The organism is Nocardioides sp. N13(2025) (genome assembly GCF_051912545.1).
Classification (GTDB): Bacteria; Actinomycetota; Actinomycetes; order Propionibacteriales; family Nocardioidaceae; genus Nocardioides.
In genome coordinates, this window is sequence record NZ_CP196809.1 from 2,340,455 (window position 1) to 2,357,127 (window position 16,673).

A 16,673-nucleotide genomic window follows, 5' to 3' on the forward strand; every position below is an offset into this window, starting at 1 on the left:
GTCAGTTCTCCTTCGGGGCCGGGGTGTCGGGCATGAGGGTGTTCCAGAGGTGCATGAGGGCGTAGGAACGCCACGGCCGCCAGAGGTCCGGGTCGGGTTCGGCAGAGCCTCCCAGATCGGCGAGCAGGCGGCGCACGGCGAGGTCGGTCGGCAGGAAGACGTCGGGGTGACCGAGCGCGCGCATGGCGACGTAGTCGGCGGTCCAGGCGCCGATCCCGGGCAGCGCGAGCAGCGCACGTCGTACGTCGTCGCGGTCGGGGCCGCGGTCCAGCACGACGCTCCCCTCCGCCAGCGCCGACGCGAGGGCGACCAGGGCGCGACCACGAGCCCGCGGCATCGGGAGGTGCTCGGGGTCGAGCGCCGCGAGGGTGAGCGCGTCGGGGAACAGGTGCGTCAGTCCGGGCACGCGCGACTCCACCCGTCGCCCGTGCTCGGCGACGATGCGGCCGGCGACAGTGCGGGCGCCCGCGACGCTCACCTGCTGGCCGATCACCGTGCGGATGGCGGTCTCGTCGCCGTCGACCTGTCCCGGCACGCGCAGGCCGGGCGTGGCCCGGACCAGCTCGCCGAGCACGTGGTCGGCGCCGAGGTGCTCGTCGACGGCACGCGGGTCGCAGTCGGCGTCGAGCAGGCGGCGTACGCGCTCGCTGGCCGCGGCCGTGTCGCGGAGGTCCTGCAGCCAGAACTCGGCGGTGACGAAGCCGGTGCCGCCGTCGTGGTCGATGTCGGCGAGCTCGAGCCGCACCGTCCCGGGCCCGTGGGGCAGGTCGAGTGTGCGGGCGTACCAGCCGGGGGCGGCGACCTCGACGCCCGGCACGAGGTGGAAGGCGAGGAAGTCGAGCAGCCGGCGGCCGGCGAAGGGCGTGCGCACCGGGAGGCGCATCGTCACCGCGCCGTGGCTCGCGGTCCCGTGGCGCCGGCCCCGGAGCTCGCTCGGCGAGGCGGCGTAGATCTCGCGCAGCGTCTCGTTGAACTGGCGCACGCTCGCGAACCCGGCCGCGAAGGCCACGTCGGTCAGCGGGAGGTCGGTGGTCTCGATGAGCACGCGGGCGCTCTGCGCGCGGCGGGCGCGGGCCAGCGCGAGGGGCGCGGCACCGAGCTCCCGGGTGAGCAGGCGGCCGAGGTGGCGCGGGGTGTAGCCCACCCGGCGGGCCAGCCCGTCGACGCCCTCGCGGTCGACCAGCCCGTCGGCGATCAGGCGCATGGCGCGTCCGGCGACGTCGGCGGCGACGTCCCACTCCGGGCTGCCGGGGGTCGCGTCGGGGAGACAGCGCTTGCAGGCGCGGTAGCCGGCGGAGTGCGCGCTGGCCGCGGTGGGGTGGAAGGTGACGTTGCCGGCCGACGGCGTCCGAGCCGGGCACGAGGGCCGGCAGTAGATCCCGGTCGTGCGGACCGCGGTGTAGAAGACGCCGTCGAAGCGCCTGTCCCGGCTCTGCACGGCGCGGTAGCAGGCCTCCGTGTCGAGGTGTCCGGTCGGCGTCATGCGACCAGTCTGGTCCCTCGCTCCCCGGCGGGCCAGCGGAAAACGGACACGGCCACCGGCTTCCGGACCTGCACCACCGCTGGACTATTCACACCGTGTATTCATTGTGTGTATAGTCCCCGCCATGTCCGTCGCCCACGTCCTGCTCGGGGTCCTGTCCGAGGGCCCTGCCCACGGCTACGACCTCAAGCGAGTGCACGACGAGCGGTTCCCCGGCGCCAGGCCACTGGCGTTCGGCCAGGTCTACGCGGCCCTGGCCAAGCTGGAGAAGGACGGACTGGTGGAGGTCGCCGAGACGCTGCGGGACGGGGGTCCGGAGCGCACGACGTACGCCATCACCCCGCTCGGCCGCGACGAGCTGGACACCTGGCTCGCCACGGCCGAGCGGGCCGGGCCCTACCCCGCCGACGAGCTGGTGCGCAAGACGGTCACCGCACTGCGGCTCGGCGCCGATGCGGGCGGTTTCCTGGCGCGCCAGCGGACGGTCCACCTCGCCGCGATGAAGCACCAGCTCCAGCTGCAGGACTCCACCACCGACACGGCCGCGCGGATCGTCATCGACCACACGGTCTCCCACCTCGACGCGGAGCTGCGGTGGCTGGAGTCCGCCGCCGCCCGCGTCGCCGAAGCCGGAAAGGCACCCGCATGAACCACCTGCTCGAGCTGCGCGGCCTGCACAAGTCCTTCGCCCGCACCGAGGCACTCCGGGGCGTCTCCCTCGACGTGCAGCCGGGGGAGGTCGTGGCCGTCACCGGGCCCTCTGGCAGCGGGAAGTCGACCCTGCTCCACTGCGCCGCCGGGGTCCTGGTGCCGGAGGCGGGGTCCGTCACCTTCGCCGGGCAGCGGCTCGACGAGCTCGACGAGTCTGCCCGCACGCGGCTGCGACGCCGCGAGATCGGGCTGGTGCTGCAGTTCGGACAGCTCGTGCCCGACCTGACGGCCGTCCAGAACGCCGCCCTGCCGCTGCTGCTCGACGGCACCGACCGACGTACGGCGCGGACGGCCGCGCTCGCGTGGCTGGAGCGCCTTGGGGTGGCCGAGGTCGCCGACCAGGTGCCGGCCGAGCTCTCCGGCGGCGAGTCGCAGCGCGTCGCCGTGGCCCGGGCGCTCGTCACGGGTCCTCGCCTCGTGTGCGCCGACGAGCCGACCGGCGCGCTCGACACCGTCGCAGGCGAGGTGGTGCTGACGGAGCTGCTCGCCGCGGTCCGCGACTCCGACACGTCGCTGCTCGTGGTGACGCACGACAACCGGGTGGCGGCCCGCGCCGACCGCGAGGTCGTGCTGAGGGACGGCTCGCTCGCGACCGGGCAGCCGGTGGTGGCGTCGTGACCGCGCTCGCACTGGCGCTCGGCTCCTACCGCAGCGGCGGCCGGGCCCGGGCGCTCGCCATCGCCGCCTGCACGGCTGTGGTGACGGGGCTGCTCCTCGTCGCGGTGTCGGTCGTCGGCTACACCGCCGTCGACGGCGTCGAGCAGACCATGCCCGACGGGAGCACCGTCTTCGTCGGCTACGGCGGCGACGTCGCCAACCTGCTCTGGGACCGGGGCGTGCGCCCCGGCTACTTCTTCGCCCTGCTCCTGATCTGCCTGGTGCCCCTCACGTTGCTCCAGCAGGTCGTGCGGCTCGGGACCGCGGCCCGCGAACGCCGGCTCGCGGCCCTGCGGCTCGCCGGGGCCACGCCCCGGCAGGTGCGCGCGATCGGCGCGTGGGAGGTCGGCCTCCCGGCACTGGCCGGCGGCGTCCTCGGCCTGCCGGTCCACCTCGTCCTGCGCACGCTCTTCGGCGCCGACGCCACGCTGTCGTGGGTCGGGGACCGGGACGTGGCGCGAGAGCTCCGCATGGTCCCGGCCGCCTCCCCCGCGTGGTGGCAGGTGCTGCTCGTCGTCGCCGCGGTCGGCCTGCTCGGCGTCCTGGCCGGCGCCCTGGCCTCGCGCAAGGTGGTGGTCTCGCCGCTCGGGGTCTCGCGCGGCGCACGACGTACGCCACCACGCGGATGGATCCCCGGTCTGCTCCTGGCGCTGGGGATCTGCCTGACGGGTCCGGTCTACCTGCCCTTCTTCGAGATGTGGTGGGCCCAGCTCGGGCTGATGATCGGCATCACCGTGCTGGTGCTGGGCGTGCTGACGTCAGCGCCGTGGGTCGCCTACCGAGCCGGTCGCGCGCTCGCCGGTCGGACGTCGTCGCCCGCACTGCTGCTGGCGTCGCGCTGGCTGGTGACGGACGCCCGTGCCGCCGGTCGTGCCGCAGCGGCGATCGGCGTGATCGCCCTGGTCTCGGGCGGCGCCTCCAGCCTGATGGCCGACCTGCTGCTCAACGCTCGCAGCAACGGTCACGGCGTCGAGGCGATGTACTCGGTGCCCATGGCGCTCATCTACGCCGTCCTGCTCGTGGCCCTCGTGGTGGCGACGTTCGCACTCGTGGTCCACGGCGTCGAGTCCCTGACCGACCGGCGCAGGTCGCTCGCCTCGCTGGCGGCCGAGGGCGTTCCCCTGGAGGTCCTGGAACGCGCCGTGCGCTGGGAGGTGGCGCTGGCCGCAGTGCCGATCTCCGTGCTCGCCCTGGTCGGTGCAGGTGCGGTCGGAGCGGTCACGACGTTCGGGGATCCTGTGGTCCTCCTCGTGGACCTCGCCCTGCGGGCGGCCACGCTGGGCCTGATCTGGCTCGCCCTCCTCGCCTCCACCCGGCTCGTGCGCCCGTGGCTCCGACGCGCCGTGGACCCGGCGAACCTGCGGACGACCTGACCCGACAGCGGCCTAGGTGGACCGGTAGCGCCGCTCCGGCCGGCCGCCACCGCCGTACTGCAGGCGGACTCCCGCCGAGCCGCGGGCCACGAAGTGCTCGAGGTAGCGCCGCGCGGAGACGCGCGAGATGCCGACGACGTCGGCGCACTCGGCGGCGGACAGCTCGCCCGCCTCGCGCAGCGCGGACTGCACGAGGTCGGCCGTCTCGGGGCTGAGCCCCTTCGGCAGGGTGGCGGCCGCGCCAGGTGCGGCGGCGCCGAAGACCGCGTCGATGTCCTGCTGCCCGGGCGCGCCCGATCCGGACAGCGCGAGGTGGGCGGCGCGGAAGGACTCGAGGCGCACGCGGAGGTCGTCGTAGTCGAAGGGCTTGACGAGGTAGTGCACCGCTCCCCCGGACGCCGCGGCCCGCACGGTGTCGGCCTCGCGGGCGGCGGTGACCATGAGCACGCCGACGTCGTCGCCGTCGGCCCGCAGCCGCCGGAGCACGTCGATGCCGGTCATGTCGGGCAGGTGCACGTCGAGCAGCACCAGGTCGGGGCGCAGCCGGGCGATGTCGTCGAGGGCGGCCCGGCCGGTGCTCGCGACCCCGACCACCCGGAAGCCGGGCGTCCGCTCGACGAACTGGGTGTGGATGCGCGCCACCATGAAGTCGTCGTCGACGACCAGCACCGCGACCTCGGTCCCGTGCTCGACCATCAGCCCTCCACTCCCTCGTGCACCCCGGGCAGGGACGCCTCGAAGACGGCACCGCCGCCGTCCTCACCGGACCGTACGGCGACGGCGCCGCCCCGACGCTCGCAGACGACCTGCACGAGCGCCAGCCCGACACCCCTGCCCTCCGCCGTGGCGGACTTGGTGCTCCAGCCGCGGCGGAAGATCTCGCCGACCTGGTCGGCCGGCACGCCCGGCCCGGTGTCCGCGACGGCGAGGCGGACGGTGTCGTCCTCGAGCCGCACGTCGACCTCCACGGACGTGCCGCCGACCGAGACCGAGGCGTCCACGGCGTTGTCGACCAGGTTGCCCAGGACCGTGCCGACGTCGGTCGAGGCCTCGGGGTCGAGCCGCGGGAGGTCGCTGCCCGAGGAGATGCGCAGGTCCACACCGCGCTCGGCGGCCAGGCTGGTCTTGGCGATCAGCAGGGCCGCGACGGCAGGGTCCTCGACGTGCGCGAGCACCGCGTCGGAGATCTCCGCGCGGCGCCGGCTCAACGTGCCCACGAGCCGTGACACCTCGTCGTACTCCCCCAGCTGCACCAGGCCGGAGATCGTGTGGAGCTGGTTGTGGAACTCGTGCGTCTGGGCACGCAGCGTGTTGGTGATCGACTGGCGCGCACTGAGCTCGCTCTGCAGGGCCAGCAGCTCGGTGCGGTCGCGCAGCGTGGTCACCGACGCCACGCGGCGCCCGCGCTCGATCACGGGGTTGCGGTTGACCACGAGCACGCGGTCGCCGACGACGACCACGTGGTCGCGGATCTCGGCGTCGTCGGCCAGCAGCCCGCGGACCGCGGGATCGAGGTCGAGGTCGTCGACCCGCCTGCCCTCGACGTCCTGGTCGAGGCCGATCAGCTCGCGGGCGCTGTCGCTCAGCACGGTGATGGTGCCGTCGTCCGCGACGGCGAGGACCCCCTCGCGGATCGAGTGCAGGAGGGCCTCGCGCTGGTCGGCGAGCGCGGCGATGGCGGCCGGCTCGAGGCCGCGCGTACGCCGTCGGATGAGGCGCGAGAGCAGCAGGGAACCGGCCACGCCGAGGCCGAGCCCGAGGCCGGCGAAGGTCAGCAGGTCGGGCAGCACGCTGCGACCGCGCTCGCGCCACGTCGGGTAGGACTCGGAGACCATCGCGATGCCCATGAGGTCGCCGCCGTCGGAGATGATCGGCACCTGTGCAGCGATCGAGCGGGACCCGAAGTCGTCGACGTCGCCGGTCCAGGTGCGCAGCTGCTGCACGGTGCTCTGGTCGAGGTCGATCGTCTCGTCGCGTCCGGCGAAGTCGCTGCTGACGAGCACGACGCCGTCGGGGTCGGTCAGGTAGACCCCGCCGGCCTGGGTGTCGTTGCGCACCCGCTGGGTGTACGACGTCAGCGACGTGCGGCGCTGCGCGACCTCGTCGCGGGAGAAGGCGAACCGGACCGCCGGGAGGTTGGCGAGGTTCTCCGCCGCCGCGCGCAGCCGGGCGCCGCGGGTGTCACGGAAGTCGGTGTCGCTCTGGCGCACGGACACGACGCTGGCGACCGCGACCACGAGCAGCAGCACCGAGAGCTGGAGGACGAGGAACTGTCCGGCGAGGGTCGCCGGTCGCAGTCGTGAGCGTGACCACAAGTTCCAGAACCTCCATTGCTTACCCAAGGGTGACGTCCGCCACAGGAAGTCTCCACCATCGTCGAGTTGCACCAGATGAGAGATGGGAGACCACATGTTGCGCCAACGGACGAAGAGGGCCGTCGCCACGGCGACGGCACTCGGCGCGGCCCTGCTGATGGCCACTGGCTGCGGGGTGACCCGCGGACCCCAGAGCAGCGACCTGACCATGCTGATCCCCAACAGCCCCGGCGGCGGCTACGACCAGACCGGGCGTGCGGCGGTCGCGGTGATGGAGCACGGCGACATCACCGGCGGGTCGTTCGAGGTCACCAACGTGGTCGGCGCCGGCGGCTCGGTGGCGATGACGCGGCTGATGAACGCCGACGGCGACGAGCGCACCATGATGACCGCCGGCCTCGGTGTCGTCGGCTCGCTCTACTCCTTCGGCGCCCCCTACAAGCTCGACGACGCGACGCCGCTGGCGCAGCTCATCGAGGACCAGGAGGGCGTGCTGGTCCCGGCGGACTCCCCGTTCAAGACCATCGACGACCTCGTGGAGGCCTGGCAGGACGACCCGGGTGCCGTCGTGCTCGGCGGCGGCTCGTCGCCCGGCGGCCCCGACCACCTGTTCCCGATGCAGCTCGCGAGCGCGGTCGACGTCGACCCCGGCGAGCTCACCTACGTGCCGTACGACGGCGGCGGGCCGCTGACCAGCGCGCTGCTCGGCAACAAGATCGACGTCGGCTTCTCGGGCGTCGGCGAGTTCGAGGGCCAGCTGTCCTCCGGTGAGCTGCGCCTGCTCGCGGTCTCCGGCGAGGAGCGGCTGGAGGGCGAGGGCATCAGTGACGCGCCCACCCTCACCGAGGCCGGGATCGACCTGGTCTTCACCAACTGGCGCGGCGTCTTCGCGCCCCCCGGCATCAGCGAGGAGCGTCGCGACGAGCTGATCGCGATGCTCGAGGAGATGCACGAGACCCCCGAGTGGCAGCAGGCCCTCGAGGACAACGGCTGGATCGACGAGTTCAAGACCGGCGACGACTTCACCACGTTCCTGCAGGAACAGGACGAGCGCGTCGCCACCACCCTCGAGGAGCTGGACCTGCTGTGAGCACATCACTCGACACCCCCACCACCCCGGAGTCCCCGGGGACGACCCCAGGGCCCGACCGCGACCTGGCCCAGCTCGGCCTCGCCGCGCTGCTCGTCGTGGTCGGCGCCTACACCTTCTACGACGCCACGACGCTCCGCGTCGGCTTCGGCGACCCCGTCGGTCCGCGCGTCTTCCCCTACGTCATCGGCGCCGTGACCGTCGTCCTCGGCCTGCTGCTGGTGCTCGCCACCCTGCGCGGCGACGTGCCCCAGGCCGAGGGCGGCGAGGACGTCGACCTGCGGCACCCGGCCGACTGGACGACCGTGCTCAAGCTGGTCGGCGTGCTCCTCTTCACCGTCCTCACCGTCTCGGTCCTGGGCTGGGCCGTGAGCGGGGCGCTGCTGTTCGTCGGCGCCGCCTGGTCGCTCGGCAGCCGCACGCTCGTGCGTGACGTCATCGTCGGCGTCGTGCTCTCGGTGAGCAGCTGGTACTTCTTCCACGAGGGCCTGGGCGTCATCCTCCCGGCCGGGATCCTGGACGGGGTGCTCTGATGGACAACCTCGGCCTGCTCATGGACGGCTTCGGCTCCGTCCTCACCCCGGAGAACCTCCTCTACGCCGCGATCGGCGTGCTGCTCGGCACGTTCGTCGGTGTCCTGCCCGGCATCGGCCCGGCCATGGCGGTCGCGCTGCTGCTGCCGGTGACCTACGGGCTCGACCCGATCTCGGCCTTCATCATGTTCGCCGGGATCTACTACGGCGGCATGTACGGCGGCTCGACCACCGCGATCCTGCTGAACACCCCCGGTGAGTCGGCGTCGGTGATGACGGCCCTCGAGGGCAACCTGATGGCGCGGGCCGGACGGGCCGCCCAGGCCCTCGCCACCGCGGCCATCGGCTCCTTCATCGCCGGCACGATCGGCACGCTGCTGGTCGTCTTCTTCGCGCCGGCGCTCGCGTCGGTGGCGGTCGAGATCGGCGCACCGTCCTACTTCGCGCTCATGGTGCTCGCGATGGTGATGGTGACCAGCGTGCTCGGAGGCTCGCCGCTGCGCGGCTTCATCGCGCTGTTCCTCGGCCTCACCATCGGCCTGGTCGGGCTCGACCTCAACACCGGCCAGCCCCGGCTGAGCTTCGACCAGCCGCTGCTCGCGGACCGCATCGACGTGGTCGTGGTCGCCGTCGGCATCTTCGCGCTCGGCGAGGCGCTCTGGGTCGCCGCCCACCTGCGCCGCAGCCCGGCGCACGTGATCCCGGTCGGCCGACCGTGGATGAGCGGTGCGGACTTCAAGCGGTCGTGGGGCCCCTGGCTGCGCGGCACGGCGTACGGCTTCCCCTTCGGCGCGCTCCCCGCGGGCGGTGCGGAGATCCCGACGTTCCTGTCCTACATCACCGAGAAGCGGCTCGCCGCCCGCAAGGGCCGCGACGACTTCGGCAGGGGCGCCATCGAGGGCGTCGCCGGACCGGAGGCTGCCAACAACGCCTCCGCGGCCGGCACGTTCGTCCCGCTGCTCGCCCTGGGCCTGCCGGTGACCGCGACGTCGGCGGTCATGCTCGCTGCCCTGCAGGGCTACGGCATCGAGCCGGGGCCCGCCCTGATGACCGACCAGCCCGAGCTGGTGTGGGCGCTGCTCGCCAGCCTGCTGATCGGCAACGTGCTGCTGCTGGTGCTCAACCTGCCGCTCGCCCCCCTGTGGGCCAAGCTGCTGCGCATCCCGCGACCGCAGCTCTACGCCGGCATCCTGTTCTTCGCCGCCCTGGGCGCCTACGCCGCCAACCTGCAGGCCTTCGACCTGTTCCTGCTGCTCCTGCTCGGACTGCTCGGCCTGATGATGCGGCGGTTCGCGCTGCCGGTGCTGCCGCTGATCCTCGGAGTGATCCTGGGCCCGCTCATGGAGTTCCGGCTGCGCGAGGCGATGGCGATCTCCCGCGGTGAGGTCTCGGGGCTCTGGAGCGAGCCGCTCGCCGTGGTGATCTACGTGGTGGTCGCGCTCGCCGTGGTCGCACCACTGGTGATCCGCCGAGTGCGCCCGGCACCGGCTGCGGTCGCGGTCGACGAAGGCATCGTGGTCGAGGACGACACAGAGGAGAAGGTGCGATGAACGATCCTGCAACCGTGATCGTGGTGGGCTGGATGCCCGACGAGTTCGGCGAGGCCGCGCTCGCGCGCGCCATCGAGGAGGCCAGGCTCCGCGACGGACGGGTCGTGGTGGTCAACGCCACCCGCGGCGACGCCCTCGTGGACGAGCGCTACGCCGATGAGGACCAGCTGGCCCGCCTCGCGGCCGAGCTCGGCGGGGCCGGCATCGAGGTCGACGTACGCCGCTCGATGGGCGCCGACGTGGGCGACCAGGTGCTGTCGGTCGCCGGCGAGGTCTCGGCCGACCTGATCGTGATCGGCCTGCGCCGCCGCTCGCCGGTCGGCAAGCTGCTGATGGGCAGCGTGGCGCAGCGGATCCTGCTCGGTGCCGAGTGCGCGGTCCTGGCGGTCAAGCCGACCGGCTGAGGGAGCCAGGAAATGGCGAAGGGCCCGGTCCGAGGACCGGGCCCTTCCATGCGTTGGTACCCCCGACCGGATTTGAACCGGCGTTACCGCCGTGAGAGGGCGACGTCCTAGGCCGCTAGACGACGGGGGCTTGCATGTGCTGCTCCAGGAGCAGCGGGCGAAACTCTACCGAAGTTGGAGTTTCGCTCCAAATCCTGGGCCGGGGCCCGGGATTCGCTGGGGTACTAGGACTCGAACCTAGAACAACTGGACCAGAACCAGCCGTGTTGCCAATTACACCATACCCCATGGGGGTATCAGATCGACCGGGGTGCGATCGCCTGACCACCACGTGGTTCCTTGCGGAACCGATCCCGAACGTTACACGCGCGGGGCCGAGCCCTCCAAAACGGGGTCCCCCGGCGGGGGCGGCAGCGCCCGGCCCACCGGCGGTCCGACGTTGACCAGGCCCATCCCCTTGGCGACCCACGTGGCGAGCGCGAGGTAGACCAGCGACTGGGTCAGCGTGGAGAGGATCATCCACCAGCTGCTGTCCCCGCTCGCGTTCAACGCTGTGGTGAGGTCGCCGAAGGCGAGCGCCAGGCCGAAGGCCAGGAAGTTGTTGAGCACGTGCATCGCGATGGCCGCCTCCAGCCCGCCCGTGCGGATCACCAGGATGCCGGCCACGATGCCGAAGGCGAACCGGTCGAAGAAGACCGGGGCGTCCTGCGAGAAGCCGTGGAAGAGCGCGAAGATCAGCGCCGGCCCCACCACGGCGAGGGCCTGCGAGGCGCGGCGTCCCCACACCAGGGACCCGAACGCCTGGGTGAGGTAGCCGCGGAAGAGGTACTCCTCACCGGCCGCCTGGAGCGGCGTGAGCAGCAGGACGACCAGCACGAAGTCGCGGGTGCGCGTGGTGAAGTCGTTGACCTCCCCCACCGGCGACTCCCCCGGCGCCAGCGGCAGCAGCAGGCCGACGCCCAGCGAGGCCACCAGCGCCACCACCGACAGCCCGAGGCAGACGAGGAGGAAGCGCCACCGCAGCCGGGGTGCGACCGACGAGAGCCACCGGGGCTTGAGCCGGTGCAGCCACCACGTGACCGCCCAGCTCACCGGGATCGCGGCCGCGATGACGATGTTGAGCAGGGCAAGTCCGGTCGGCGTCGCCTCGGCGGTCACGTCGAGGACGGCCGTGGTCTCCTCCATCGTGTTGCCCGCGGCCATCAGCGCCGCGAACGCGATCGCCCCGGCGACGGCCGGCACGAGCAGGAAGACCAGCACGAGGACCAGGACCGAACCCACCAGCGAGCGCCAGATGCCGGGACGCCCGACGCGGTGCAGCTGGTGGTACTGCGGGCGGAAGTCGGGCGCCAGCGGAGTCGTCATGGCGTCGTCAGGCCAGCGCGGACTGCAGCCGCGAGAGGCTGCGCTCGCGCCCGAGCAGCTCGAGTGACTCGAACAGGGGCGGGCTGATCCGCTTGCCGGTCACGGCGACGCGCACCGGGCCGAAGGCCACGCGGGGCTTGAGCTCCATGCCCTCGATCAGCGCCACGCGCAGCGCCTCCTCGATGGCGGCGGTCGACCACTCGTGCAGCCCGGAGAGGGCGTCGTACGCCGCCTGGACGACGCCGCGGCCGGTCTCGTCGAGCAGCTTGGCCACGTCGGCCTCGTCGCGCGTGAAGTCGGCCTCGTCGACGAAGAGGAAGCCGAGCATCTCCGGCGCCTCGGTGAGCTTGTTGATCCGCTCGGCGATCAGCGGCATCGCGAGCTCGAGCATCTGGGCGTCCGGGTCGTTGACCGGGTCGCTGACGACGCCGGCGGCCTTGAGGAACGGCAGCACCCGGTCGGTGAGCTCGTCGATCGACAGCATCCGCATCTGCGAGGCGTTGATGGCCTCGGCCTTCTTGAGGTCGAAGCGCGCCGGGTTGGGGTTGACGTCCTTGATGTCGAACTTCTCGACCATCTCCGCCAGCGTGAAGACGTCGCGGTCGGCGGCGATCGCCCATCCCAGCAGCGCCAGGTAGTTGAGCAGTCCCTCGGGAAGGAAGCCCTGCTCGCGGTAGAGGGCCATGTGGGCCTGGGGGTCGCGCTTGGACAGCTTCTTGTTGCCCTCGCCCATGACGTAGGGCAGGTGGCCGAACTCGGGCGTGGCCTTGGCCACGCCGAGCTCCTTGAGCGCGTCGAAGAGCGCGATCTGGCGGGGCGTGCTGGAGAGCAGGTCCTCGCCGCGCAGGACGTGGGTGATCTCCATCGTCGCGTCGTCGACCGGCGCCGTCAGCGTGTAGAGGGGGTCGCCGTTGGCGCGGCACAGGGCGAAGTCGGGGACGTGCTCGGTCTCGAACGTGATGTCACCGCGGACCAGGTCGTCCCAGGTGATCGAGCCGTCGGGCATCCGGAAGCGCACGACCGGCGCGCGCCCCTCGGCCTCGAACGCGGCCCGCTGCTCGTCGGACAGCTCCCGGCAGAAGCCGTCGTAGCCCATCACCTTGGAGCCGCTGGCCTTGCGCCGCGCCTCGACCTCGTCGTTGGTGCAGAAGCAGTCATAGGTGTACGACGACGCGCGGAGGCGGGCGAGCACGTCGGCGTAGATGTCGGTGCGCTCGGACTGGCGGTACGGGCCGTAGGCACCCCCGACGACGACGCCCTCGTCCCAGCTGAGCCCGAGCCAGGTCATGAGGTCGATGAGCGAGTCGTAGGACTCCTGGGTGTTGCGCGCCTTGTCAGTGTCCTCGATCCGGAAGACGAACGTGCCGCCGTGGTGGCGTGCGAAGGCCCAGTTGTAGAGCGCGGTGCGGGCCAGGCCGACGTGCGGGGAGCCCGTCGGGGACGGGGCCATGCGGACGCGTACAGGGGTGCTCATGTGGGTGCTCGGCTTCTCTAGTTGCTGCTGCGGAGTGCGACGGGGTTGGTCAGGGCGCCGATGCCGGCGATCGAGATCTCGACCTCGTCACCGACCTGCATGGGGCCGACACCCTCCGGGGTGCCGGTGAGGATGACGTCGCCGGGCAACAACGTCATCACCGACGACACGTGCGCGACGAGGGCCGGCACGTCGAAGATCATGTCGGCGGTGCTGCCGTCCTGGACGACGTCGCCGTTGAGGAACGTCTGGACCTGGCGGCCGTCGTTGAACGCCTGCGGGTCCAGGTCGGTCTCGATCCACGGCCCCAGCGGGCAGAACGAGTCGAAGCCCTTGGCCCGGGTGAACTGCACGTCGGACTTCTGCAGGTCACGCGCGGTCACGTCGTTGGCGATCGTGTAGCCGAAGATCACGTCCGTGGCCTGCTCGGCCGGGACGTCGCGGCAGATCCGCCCGATGACGACGGCGAGCTCGCCCTCGTAGTGGAGGTCGCTGGTCTGCGGCGGGTAGAAGATCGGGTCGCCCGGCCCCACGACCGTCGTGTTGGGCTTGAGGAACATGAGCGGCTCGACCGGCACGTCGTTGCCCATCTCGGCGGCGTGCGCGGCGTAGTTGCGACCGATGCCGACCACCTTGCTGCGCGGGATGATCGGCGCGAGGAGGCGTACGTCGCTGAGCTTGTGGTGCTCCTCGAGGAGCTTGATCCCCACGTAGAGCGGGTCGCCGGAGAGGGCCACCACCACCGAGTCCTCGGCCGGCTGGCCGAACTCGTCGACCTCCCCGGTGACGACGCCGAAACGCGGCTCCTCGCCCGTGCTGAACCGACAGATGCGCATGGCCCGAGGCTATCCAACCGATCGGCAGCGTCAGTGGCCGGCCGCGCGCCGCAGCGCGGCGAGGCTCATCGCGACGTCGTCGACGGTCGTGGACCAGTTGCTCACGCTGACCCGGAGCACGGCCCGCCCGCGCCACGTCGACCCGGTCGTCCACGCGGTGCCGTCCGCAAGCATCGCGTCCACCACGCCCCGGGTCCGGACGTCGTTGCCGAACGAGGCGCAGACCTGGGTGAACTGCACGTCGTTGAGGACCTCGGCCCCCTCGATGGCGGTGATCCCCTCCGCGAAGGCGGACGCGTGGTCGCACAACCCGTCCACGAGGTCGGCGACGCCGTCGCGGCCCAGCGCGCGCAGCACCGCCCACACCGGGAAGGCGCGACCGCGCCGGCTGATCTCGGGCACCTTGTCGAGCGGCTCCCCCGCCGCGTCGTGGATGAGGTAGTCACCGTGCATGCCCATCGCGGCGCGCAGCGCCGTCCGGTCGCGGACGATCGCGAGACCGCAGTCGTAGGGCACGTTGAGGGTCTTGTGGGCGTCGGTGGCCCAGGAGTCCGCCTGCTCGCACCCTGCGACGAGGTGCCGCTTGCCGGGCGACGCGGCGGCGAAGAGGCCGAAGGCGCCGTCGACGTGCACCCACGCCCCCGCGTCGTGGGTCGCGGTGATGGTCTCGTCGAAGGGGTCGAACGCGCCGGAGTGGACGTTGCCGGCCTGCAGGCACACGATCGTCGGCCGCCCGTCCCCTGCGTCGAGCGCGGCGGCGAGTGCGGCCGGCTCGATCCGGCCCTGGTCGTCGGCAGCCACAGGCTCCGGTGAGCCGAGGCCGAGGTAGCGCAGGGCGAGGTCGATGGTGTCGTGCCGCTCGGCGCCGACGAGGACGCGTACGCCGGGCGAGCCGGGGAGTCCGCGCGCCGCGACGTCCCACCCGTGGCGCCGCAGCACCTCGTCGCGGGCGGCGGCCAGGCAGGTGAAGTTGGCCATCGTCCCGCCCGTCACGAACCCGACGGCGCTGCCGGCGGGAAGCCCGAGCAGGTCGACGATCCAGGTCTCGGTGAGCTCCTCGATCGCCGAGTGGGCGGGGGTCAGCATCCGCAGGCCGGCGTTCTGGTCCCACGCGCTCACCAGCCAGTCGGCGCCCAGTGCTGCCGGGTGGGTGCCGCCGATGACGAACCCGAAGAAGCGCCCACCGGGGATGGCGGTCAACCCGGGCTCGCACGCCGTGGCGAGCTCGTCGACCACCTGCTCGGGGTCGAGCGGACCGTCCTGGAGCACCGGGTCGAGCCGGGCGACCATTTCGTCGGCGGTGAGCCGCGCCGGGACCGGTCGCGTGGCCAGCGACGCGAGCCACTCGACGGCGCGGGCGTGGGCGCGGTCGAGGGCGGCGTCGCGTGCGTGCTCCATCTCGCCAGTGTCGGCCCCGACCCGGCCGCGCACTACCCTTGGATCAGTGAAGATCCTCCCCGCGGCCGAGTGGCGCGCGCTCGCCGACGCGCACGCCGCACGGATCGACGCCTTCGTCGAGCCGCACCTCGCGCGCCGGGCCGACCATGTCACGCACCCGGTGCACGACTTCCTCTTCACCTACTACTCCCAGCGCCCGGCCCAGCTGCGGCGTTGGCACCCCGGCCACGGCGTCGCGCTCGCTGACGCCGAGGAGCACGCCGGTCTCAAGGGCTACGAGCAGGTCGAGTGCGCTCGCGGTACTGGTGCCCGCGGGGCCGCGCACTCGACCGGGGTGTCTGCGGCGTACGTCGCGTCCCAGCGGTCGCTCCTCGAGCAGCTGCACGAGCTGCTGTCCGCCACCGCCGCGCGGGCCCCGCAGTTCGGGTGCTTCGGGCTGCACGAGTGGGCGATGGTCCACCGCTCGGCCGAGCACGGCACCCGCCACGACTGGCCCCTGCGGCTCGGTCCCGAGGGCACCGACGCCGTCGTCGAGTCGCACCGGATCGGCTGCTCGCACTTCGACGCGTTCCGGTTCTTCACCCCCACCGCCCGTCCGCTGAACACGCTCCAGCCCGGACGCGACGACCGGCCCGCCTTCGAGCAGCCGGGGTGCCTGCACGCCGGGATGGACCTCTACAAGCACGCCTTCCGGCTGACCCCGATGATCCCGAGCGACCTGGTCGCCGACTGCTTCGAGCTCGCCCGCGACATCCGCGTGCTGGACATGCGGGCAGCACCGTACGACCTCGCCGACCTCGGGTTCGAGCCGGTGCGGATCGAGACGGCGGAGGGCAAGGCGGCGTACGTCGAGGCGCAGCGGACGTTCGCGGAGCGCGGCGCCCCGCTCCGCGCACGGCTGGTCGCCGAGTGCGAGCGGCTGCTGGACGTCGTACGCGTCGAGACGCCCGGCTAGGGCGTCCAGTCGTCCCAGTCGGACCACCAGCGGCGGTCCTCGTCGAGGAGGTCGACCAGGGACGCCGAGGTCGCCAGCACCTCGCCCACGGTCTCCAGCGAGATCCGGCCCTCGGCCCGCTGGTGGTGGAGGTCCTCGACGTCCTTCCACTCCCGCCGCCCGTCGGGCCAGATGATCAGGTCGAGGCCGAAGTCGTCGGTCTCGTAGCCGCCGGGCACCCGCACGATCGGCGGCTCGAAGTTGACGTACCAGTGGCGGAACGTGCCGTCGGTCTCGAAGAACTTCCACACGCCGTAGGCCGTGTCGGCGCGGCTCAGGTGCAGCACGATCGAGCCGCCCCACTGCGTGTGGTGGCCCCACGGGTGCGGTCCGAACGGGTGGTCGGGGAAGGTGAAGGGCGACCCGGGGTCGAGGCGCGTCGCGAGGACCTCGCCGTCGTCGGCGACGACCGTCACCGGGTGCGACAGCCACAGGTCGCCGTGCAGCACCTCGCGTCGCGAGACCACCTCGCCGGCAGCGAACACCGGCG

The 16,673-nt window shown here is 72.5% G+C and carries 16 protein-coding genes and 2 tRNA genes; 8 read left to right on the forward strand and 10 right to left on the reverse strand.

Translation table 11 applies throughout. The features are described 5' to 3' along the window. Nucleotide 1 precedes the first annotated feature (1 nt). A complete protein-coding gene (locus ACS3YM_RS11320; protein WP_439936540.1) occupies nucleotides 2-1,483 on the reverse strand; it encodes an AlkA N-terminal domain-containing protein in 1,482 nt (493 codons plus the stop codon). Nucleotides 1,484-1,607: 124 nt separating this feature from the next. Between ACS3YM_RS11320 and ACS3YM_RS11325 the strand changes: the two genes are divergently transcribed. Genes ACS3YM_RS11325 through ACS3YM_RS11335 form a run of 3 tightly spaced genes read left to right on the forward strand, consistent with a single transcriptional unit; the run spans nucleotide 1,608 to nucleotide 4,224 of the window. Beyond that, on the forward strand, nucleotides 1,608-2,132 hold the full coding sequence (locus tag ACS3YM_RS11325) for a PadR family transcriptional regulator (protein ID WP_439936541.1): 525 nt from the start codon (nucleotides 1,608-1,610) through the stop codon (nucleotides 2,130-2,132). Beyond that, nucleotides 2,129-2,812, forward strand: a complete 684-nt coding sequence (locus ACS3YM_RS11330; RefSeq protein WP_439936542.1) for an ABC transporter ATP-binding protein — start codon at nucleotides 2,129-2,131, stop codon at nucleotides 2,810-2,812. The genes ACS3YM_RS11325 and ACS3YM_RS11330 overlap by 4 nt, the downstream gene beginning before the upstream one ends. Continuing rightward, on the forward strand, nucleotides 2,809-4,224 hold the full coding sequence (locus tag ACS3YM_RS11335) for an FtsX-like permease family protein (protein ID WP_439936543.1): 1,416 nt from the start codon (nucleotides 2,809-2,811) through the stop codon (nucleotides 4,222-4,224). The genes ACS3YM_RS11330 and ACS3YM_RS11335 overlap by 4 nt, the downstream gene beginning before the upstream one ends. Nucleotides 4,225-4,236: 12 nt before the next feature. Here ACS3YM_RS11335 and ACS3YM_RS11340 read toward each other — a convergent pair whose 3' ends face one another. Both ACS3YM_RS11340 and ACS3YM_RS11345 read right to left on the reverse strand, forming a co-directional pair. Further along, nucleotides 4,237-4,920: a response regulator gene (locus ACS3YM_RS11340; protein WP_439936544.1), complete on the reverse strand. Its 684-nt coding sequence runs from the start codon at nucleotides 4,918-4,920 to the stop codon at nucleotides 4,237-4,239. After that, the gene (locus ACS3YM_RS11345; RefSeq protein ID WP_439936545.1) at nucleotides 4,920-6,539 is read right to left on the reverse strand and encodes an ATP-binding protein; all 1,620 of its coding nucleotides are present in this window, start codon (nucleotides 6,537-6,539) and stop codon (nucleotides 4,920-4,922) included. The genes ACS3YM_RS11340 and ACS3YM_RS11345 overlap by 1 nt, the downstream gene beginning before the upstream one ends. A 94-nt stretch (nucleotides 6,540-6,633) precedes the next feature. Here ACS3YM_RS11345 and ACS3YM_RS11350 point away from each other — a divergent pair, with 94 nt between their 5' ends. The 4 genes from ACS3YM_RS11350 to ACS3YM_RS11365 are packed head-to-tail and all read left to right on the forward strand — an operon-like array spanning nucleotide 6,634 to nucleotide 10,116. Beyond that, nucleotides 6,634-7,629, forward strand: a complete 996-nt coding sequence (locus ACS3YM_RS11350; protein ID WP_439939875.1) for a Bug family tripartite tricarboxylate transporter substrate binding protein — start codon at nucleotides 6,634-6,636, stop codon at nucleotides 7,627-7,629. After that, a complete protein-coding gene (locus ACS3YM_RS11355; RefSeq protein WP_439936546.1) occupies nucleotides 7,626-8,162 on the forward strand; it encodes a tripartite tricarboxylate transporter TctB family protein in 537 nt (178 codons plus the stop codon). The genes ACS3YM_RS11350 and ACS3YM_RS11355 overlap by 4 nt, the downstream gene beginning before the upstream one ends. Next, nucleotides 8,162-9,712 (forward strand): tripartite tricarboxylate transporter permease, encoded by a 1,551-nt coding sequence (locus ACS3YM_RS11360; RefSeq protein ID WP_439936547.1) that lies wholly within the window; start codon nucleotides 8,162-8,164, stop codon nucleotides 9,710-9,712. Before ACS3YM_RS11355 ends, ACS3YM_RS11360 begins: the two co-directional genes overlap by 1 nt. Then, nucleotides 9,709-10,116, forward strand: coding sequence for a universal stress protein (locus ACS3YM_RS11365; protein ID WP_439936548.1), 408 nt, complete (start codon nucleotides 9,709-9,711; stop codon nucleotides 10,114-10,116). The genes ACS3YM_RS11360 and ACS3YM_RS11365 overlap by 4 nt, the downstream gene beginning before the upstream one ends. Nucleotides 10,117-10,170: 54 nt before the next feature. Here ACS3YM_RS11365 and ACS3YM_RS11370 read toward each other — a convergent pair. The 6 genes from ACS3YM_RS11370 to ACS3YM_RS11395 form a co-directional block, all read right to left on the reverse strand. Beyond that, nucleotides 10,171-10,246 (reverse strand) — tRNA-Glu (locus ACS3YM_RS11370). Between the two features lie 86 nt (nucleotides 10,247-10,332). Then, a tRNA-Gln gene (locus ACS3YM_RS11375) sits at nucleotides 10,333-10,404 on the reverse strand. A 72-nt stretch (nucleotides 10,405-10,476) separates the two neighbouring features. Continuing rightward, nucleotides 10,477-11,481: a lysostaphin resistance A-like protein gene (locus ACS3YM_RS11380; protein ID WP_439936549.1), complete on the reverse strand. Its 1,005-nt coding sequence runs from the start codon at nucleotides 11,479-11,481 to the stop codon at nucleotides 10,477-10,479. A 7-nt stretch (nucleotides 11,482-11,488) separates the two neighbouring features. Continuing rightward, complete coding sequence (gene gltX, locus ACS3YM_RS11385; protein ID WP_439936550.1) at nucleotides 11,489-12,955, reverse strand: glutamate--tRNA ligase; 1,467 nt, start codon at nucleotides 12,953-12,955, stop codon at nucleotides 11,489-11,491. A gap of 17 nt (nucleotides 12,956-12,972) precedes the next feature. Next, nucleotides 12,973-13,791 carry a fumarylacetoacetate hydrolase family protein gene (locus ACS3YM_RS11390; protein WP_439936551.1) on the reverse strand — a complete coding sequence of 273 codons (819 nt, stop codon included), beginning with the start codon at nucleotides 13,789-13,791 and terminating at the stop codon, nucleotides 12,973-12,975. Nucleotides 13,792-13,821: 30 nt separating this feature from the next. Then, nucleotides 13,822-15,189 (reverse strand): pyridoxal phosphate-dependent decarboxylase family protein, encoded by a 1,368-nt coding sequence (locus ACS3YM_RS11395; protein WP_439936552.1) that lies wholly within the window; start codon nucleotides 15,187-15,189, stop codon nucleotides 13,822-13,824. A gap of 46 nt (nucleotides 15,190-15,235) precedes the next feature. Here ACS3YM_RS11395 and ACS3YM_RS11400 point away from each other — a divergent pair, with 46 nt between their 5' ends. Continuing rightward, entirely contained in the window at nucleotides 15,236-16,144 is a 909-nt protein-coding gene (locus ACS3YM_RS11400; protein ID WP_439936553.1) for a 3-methyladenine DNA glycosylase, read from the forward strand. Here ACS3YM_RS11400 and ACS3YM_RS11405 read toward each other — a convergent pair. Beyond that, on the reverse strand, nucleotides 16,141-16,668 hold the full coding sequence (locus ACS3YM_RS11405; RefSeq protein ID WP_439936554.1) for a DUF402 domain-containing protein: 528 nt from the start codon (nucleotides 16,666-16,668) through the stop codon (nucleotides 16,141-16,143). The two genes, ACS3YM_RS11400 and ACS3YM_RS11405, sit on opposite strands and share 4 nt — an antisense overlap. Nucleotides 16,669-16,673: the final 5 nt, after the last annotated feature.

What these genes read in the sequence shown, in the direction of transcription:
- ACS3YM_RS11380 (WP_439936549.1), bottom strand. Translation starts at nt 11,481, where the DNA reads ATGACGACTCCGCTGGCGCCCGACTTCCGCCCGCAGTACCACCAGCTG.
- ACS3YM_RS11325 (WP_439936541.1), top strand. Translation starts at nt 1,608, where the DNA reads ATGTCCGTCGCCCACGTCCTGCTCGGGGTCCTGTCCGAGGGCCCTGCC.
- ACS3YM_RS11340 (WP_439936544.1), bottom strand. Translation starts at nt 4,920, where the DNA reads ATGGTCGAGCACGGGACCGAGGTCGCGGTGCTGGTCGTCGACGACGAC.
- ACS3YM_RS11390 (WP_439936551.1), bottom strand. Translation starts at nt 13,791, where the DNA reads ATGCGCATCTGTCGGTTCAGCACGGGCGAGGAGCCGCGTTTCGGCGTC.
- ACS3YM_RS11360 (WP_439936547.1), top strand. Translation starts at nt 8,162, where the DNA reads ATGGACAACCTCGGCCTGCTCATGGACGGCTTCGGCTCCGTCCTCACC.
- ACS3YM_RS11320 (WP_439936540.1), bottom strand. Translation starts at nt 1,483, where the DNA reads ATGACGCCGACCGGACACCTCGACACGGAGGCCTGCTACCGCGCCGTG.
- ACS3YM_RS11365 (WP_439936548.1), top strand. Translation starts at nt 9,709, where the DNA reads ATGAACGATCCTGCAACCGTGATCGTGGTGGGCTGGATGCCCGACGAG.
- gltX (WP_439936550.1), bottom strand. Translation starts at nt 12,955, where the DNA reads ATGAGCACCCCTGTACGCGTCCGCATGGCCCCGTCCCCGACGGGCTCC.
- ACS3YM_RS11395 (WP_439936552.1), bottom strand. Translation starts at nt 15,189, where the DNA reads ATGGAGCACGCACGCGACGCCGCCCTCGACCGCGCCCACGCCCGCGCC.
- ACS3YM_RS11330 (WP_439936542.1), top strand. Translation starts at nt 2,129, where the DNA reads ATGAACCACCTGCTCGAGCTGCGCGGCCTGCACAAGTCCTTCGCCCGC.
- ACS3YM_RS11350 (WP_439939875.1), top strand. Translation starts at nt 6,634, where the DNA reads ATGTTGCGCCAACGGACGAAGAGGGCCGTCGCCACGGCGACGGCACTC.